5 protein-coding genes are annotated in these 4,661 nt (G+C 43.6%); 4 read left to right on the top strand and 1 reads right to left on the bottom strand.

All coding sequences use genetic code 11. The annotated features are described in order from the left end of the window. From Q5741_RS21280 to Q5741_RS21270, 3 genes are all read left to right on the top strand, one after another. A partial coding sequence (locus Q5741_RS21280) for a polymorphic toxin-type HINT domain-containing protein (protein ID WP_305026117.1) occupies window positions 1-1,509 on the top strand: 1,509 nt, incomplete at its 5' end. A gap of 3 nt (window positions 1,510-1,512) precedes the next feature. After that, a complete protein-coding gene (locus Q5741_RS21275; RefSeq protein ID WP_305026116.1) occupies window positions 1,513-2,112 on the top strand; it encodes a diadenosine tetraphosphatase in 600 nt (199 codons plus the stop codon). 653 nt (window positions 2,113-2,765) lie between these two features. After that, entirely contained in the window at window positions 2,766-3,365 is a 600-nt protein-coding gene (locus Q5741_RS21270; protein WP_305026115.1) for a helix-turn-helix domain-containing protein, read from the top strand. Between the two features lie 280 nt (window positions 3,366-3,645). On the opposite strand, the gene Q5741_RS21265 is transcribed toward Q5741_RS21270, so the two are convergent. Next, window positions 3,646-3,846 (bottom strand): helix-turn-helix domain-containing protein, encoded by a 201-nt coding sequence (locus Q5741_RS21265; protein WP_305026114.1) that lies wholly within the window; start codon window positions 3,844-3,846, stop codon window positions 3,646-3,648. A gap of 171 nt (window positions 3,847-4,017) precedes the next feature. Between Q5741_RS21265 and Q5741_RS21260 the strand changes: the two genes are divergently transcribed. After that, window positions 4,018-4,661: recombinase family protein (locus tag Q5741_RS21260; RefSeq protein WP_305026113.1), on the top strand; the 644-nt coding region annotated here is incomplete at its 3' end.

Here is a 4,661-nt window from a genome sequence, read left to right as displayed (position 1 = left end):
AAGTACAACGGCGATGGTCTGATGAGCGAACGCACGGAGACCGTGGGCGGTGTATCCACCACAACCCGCTACTATTATGATGGTGAAAATATCATCGCGGAAGGCACGGTGAAAGACGGCCAAGTTACCTCCAAAGCCCGCTATGTGCGCGGTGCCCAGTTGATCTATCGCCAGGACGACAGCGGAAAGGCTTATTATTTCCACAATGGACATGGTGACGTAACCGCCCTGCTGCAGGCAGACGGTACCATGCTGAACACTTACAATTATGATATCTGGGGTAACCCGGTGGTAAGTGAAGAAAAGGTTGAAAACCTGTTTGGCTACTCCGGTGAATATTGGGATGCGACAACCGGTCTGCAATATCTGCGTACCCGCTGGTATGACCCGGATCTGGGCCGCTTTATCCAGGAGGACACATTTGAAGGGTTTATGAACCGCCCATCAAGCTTGAATCCGTATGTGTATGTGGAGAATAATCCGGTAACTTATGTGGATCCGACGGGGAATTGGTGTGAATCAGCCGATAAACGTTATTCTCACCCTGGCGATTGTAATTCCGATGCTTCCTTTTGGGGAGGACATGATTACAAGCAAAACGGTCGGGATATTATTAAGAACAATATGAAGGTTGGAACGTATAAGTATAAGGGTAATTTCTTCAATAAAGTTGGGGACTACTTCCATGATTTCGGCAAGCTAGAGAGGGAAGATGTAGAACACCTTTCAAGTGTGATGTCGGAATATGGAGTTTTCGCTGGAGATGAACAGTACGGTCCCGGCTTATCCGTTCGAGGTGGATTTAAAAGAAGTGGTGGTAAATTAAATGGCCGTATTGGCGGATGTAACTGCTTTGTCGCAGGCACTAAAGTTCAGACAGACGAAGGGGAGAAGAATATCGAAGACATTCAAGTCGGAGATAAGGTTCTCTCGAAGGACGAAGCGACTGGCGAGGTAGCTTACAAAGAGGTTACGGCAACGTTTAACCATGAAACAGAAGAGATTTATCAAATCCATGTGGGCGGCCAGACGATTGAATCGACCTTTAACCATCCGTTCTATGTGGAAGGTAAGGGATGGACGTTCGTTAAAGACCTTAAGGTTGGAGACTTGCTAGTTCAGAGTGATGGGAATACACTCAAGATAGAAAGCATCGAACTGGAACATAAGCAAGCTACCGTTTACAACATGACGGTGGACGAATTCCATACGTACTTTGTGAGTGACCTTGAGATTTGGGTGCATAATACCAGCTGTAGCTATAAAGACATTACAGTTGGGAAAAGCAAAAAGAACGTTTCAACCAATGTGACGAGAGCAGATTTTGAAAAGAGTCTTGTAGAAGACGGTTGGACTAAATCTGTAAGTAAAGATGGAAAGAGCACTATATATTCTAAAGACGGAGCATCATACCGAATTAGAGAGAAATCAAATGAGGGTTCAAAAACTGCTGATTATTGGGCTAAAGGAGCTACGGAGGCTACTACCAAGATCAGATTGGGGGGCTAACTATTGAGTAAACTTATTAAAGACACAAATGATTTTAAAGTAGCATCATGCTTAGTTTCAAACATGTTTTACAGCGAAGAGCGATTACCGAACCAAGTATTTAAAGTTCCATTTCAAAAAACAGTTGTGCTTGATTTCGATCATGCAATGAGTCGTCGTTTTTGGAATGAATTAGAAAAACTGATTGGCTTGTCAGGTGACACATTCGTCATTATGGCTGTATTAGACCCACATCCTGTAGATTATTACTATAAAGAGTTTTCTCGGTATAATTGGTGTGTTCTGCAAAAGGGAAGTACGGTTGATGAATACTGGGGTATGCTTGAACAAGGCCCTGAGGAGAGCCCCGCTGATGCTATTTCAATTAATTCTGAGGTTGTAGTATGGATATCTTCGTCGATGAAGTGGGCAATGTGGGGAGAACGGAGTTATGGTATTTGTGTTCTAGGCTTTAATGATGGCGAACTTGGCGACTACGAAAGTGAATCGTGGTTTACTATGGATCAAGCAATCACCGATCTAGTGTCGCTTAACTTTAGAAATTATACTGTTCCCGAAGAGATTGTCTCGAAGTTGATGAAGCACTATAGCGGCAGTAAGTAAGTATCTACGATGACCTTGGGGGCGGAAATCCTCAAGGTCTTTCTTTTACCCCCACCCAGTGCCGAATGAATCGGGCGGCAAGTCCCGAAAGAACTTAACCCTCATCATACCCGTATAATATTCCTCTAACATGCCTGTACGCACATGCAATGCTTGAATTTTATACCCTAAATAACGAAACTCCGTTTGTTGGAAAGGTCGATTATGGTCAGATACCGCCATGATTGACCTGTTATTAGTTATCTTCGCTTTCTCACGTTTTTTCAAAATGTCTCGCAACTGTAGAATACCCTGTCACGATAGAAAGGGTGAGAAGGTTAGAAGTCGCATCTTCTTAGATGGATGGAACGACAATTCTTAGTAGAGGCGGCAAACTAAAGTCTGTCTGCAACTGGATTGACCTTTACAGCGATTGTTACGGCGTAAGAAAGAACTCTGCTGACGAGCAGTTGACATAGAATGTGGGGCGATTCGGCTACCCGCCCACTCGTTTATAAAAACCAAAATTGAAAGGGAGAATTCGCATGGCGCAAAATATTCAAGAAAGATTGATAAAGCTATCATTGGACGAGAACTGGCACTGTTTTCATAGCACATTCCAACAAAATAAGTATTACATTCCGTATCCTCATATGATTAGGAAGTGCTATGGCATGAGCATGAATGAACGAGGCGTACTACTAGATATCCTATCTCATTTAGGGGAGAACGAAGAAGCCTTTCCCTCTCAAGAGACTATTGCATGTAATTTGGGTATTAGTGAATCTACTGTAAAGTCGGCTATAACCTCACTTGAGGAAAAAAAGTTCATCAAAACAGTACGCAGAAGGGGGCAAGTAAATCGCTATAGAATTGACCAGTTAGAGGCTAACCCGTATCTAGTGCTCTCTGAGAACGTACATTTCTTCCTGAGACTTTATCAGCCAAGGTATATCAAGAAGACCCTGATTCAATCCGTCATTGCGAACATCATTAACGGCGACTCATATAAATCATATGCAAATAGATTGTATGAGGCATATCATTCGAAGCAACCGTATCTCGATATCGCATATGAAACCGTAGTGGAACTGCTAGACGAGATTAGGGAGAGGCTTTGGCTAGATAAAGGAATAGAGACATCCTTACCGATATATTCGGATTTCCAGTACTATGCCAATCTTTACTTCGAAAGCATTGGCTTTGAAGACAGAGACGAATGGGATTGGGACGAGCAACTGAAGGACGAAGGAGACCAAACTCAAGGGCAATAATTACGGCTCTCAGAGGTGAAATAAAACTATGAGTCAGGCAACTCTCACTCTCGGTACGGTTAAACGTAGACTTTAAGGGAGTTGCCAATCATCTCAGAATAATAAGAACTTAAAAAGAATTAAGTAAAGAGATAGAGAGAAAGAGAAATAGGCAGACACGAAGTTGGCGGTCTGCGATTTCGGGAGATTCTTGGTTCTGAGAGGAAATGGGTAAAGATGGCGAATAACTCTTTACATGAAAGAGAGATTCTGTTGTTGCTGTCCTGGGTGGTATGTTTTCTCAATCAATCTCTATTAGTTCTTCAATCCTGACGTTCAGTGTCTTACAAACGAGTTCCAATGTCTCTAAGTAAACCCTGTCAACATTGTCAGAACAAAGATGGTTGATTGTGCTTGCTCGTAATCCTGTTAATCGTGCCAGTTCCCGTTGAGATATTCCTTTCTGCTCTAACAAGTGGCGCAACTTTACTCGAATTGCCATGCATATCCTCCTGACGAGTAACGCTTAACCGTACTGAATTTATGATGCAATTATATCACCGCACATGTAGAAAGTCATTGTGTGTTTCGGTTAAGCGGTATATAATCAAGTTAATGATTCGGTTAAGCGTTACGTTAATCTCAATTATCGTAACGGAGGGGAGGAAACAGCATGAATGTCATCGGATACGTTCGAGTTTCAACAAGCGGACAAGCCAAAGACGGTTACAGTTTAGCTTACCAACAGGATGAAATCCGCTCCTATTGTCAGGAACAAGGATGGAACTTGCAGGACATCTTTACGGATGAAGGAATCAGTGGGGCAAGGGTGGATGAGGATGCTCTTGAAGTGGACAGAATCGGCTTTCAGAGCATGTTGTCAGCCCTAGCCACCCGAACCTATGACGCTGTTGTAGTCCTCAATACAAGCCGTTTATGGCGGTCTGACATCGTGAAGGTATTGGTCCATCGGGAGTTCAAGAAGTACGGCGTGGATGTGAGAAGCATCGAGCAGCCGACATATTCCATCCACAAGAAAGACCCAAGCGACTTCCTAATTAACGGTTTGATGGAATTACTCGACCAATATCAGCGGCTAGAAATCGCCCTCAAGCTAGGCAGAGGACGCAACAAGAAAGCCCAACAGGGCGGTTATGCAGGAGGACGGGCGGCATTTGGATACAAAGTCCGTAAAGGACACAAGGCAATAGAAGTGAACGACAAGCAAGCCCAAGCAGTGAAACGGCTCTTTGACATACGGGAACAGAACCCGAATTGGACGTTATCCGAAATGGCATTTCAATTGAATCAAGAAGG

Origin of the sequence: Paenibacillus lacisoli, assembly GCF_030580655.1 — a bacterium.
GTDB classification, from domain to species: Bacteria; Bacillota; Bacilli; order Paenibacillales; family Paenibacillaceae; genus Paenibacillus; species Paenibacillus lacisoli.
The sequence above is the reverse complement of the archived record's forward strand: the minus strand, read 5'-3'. Positions and strand labels throughout refer to the sequence as shown.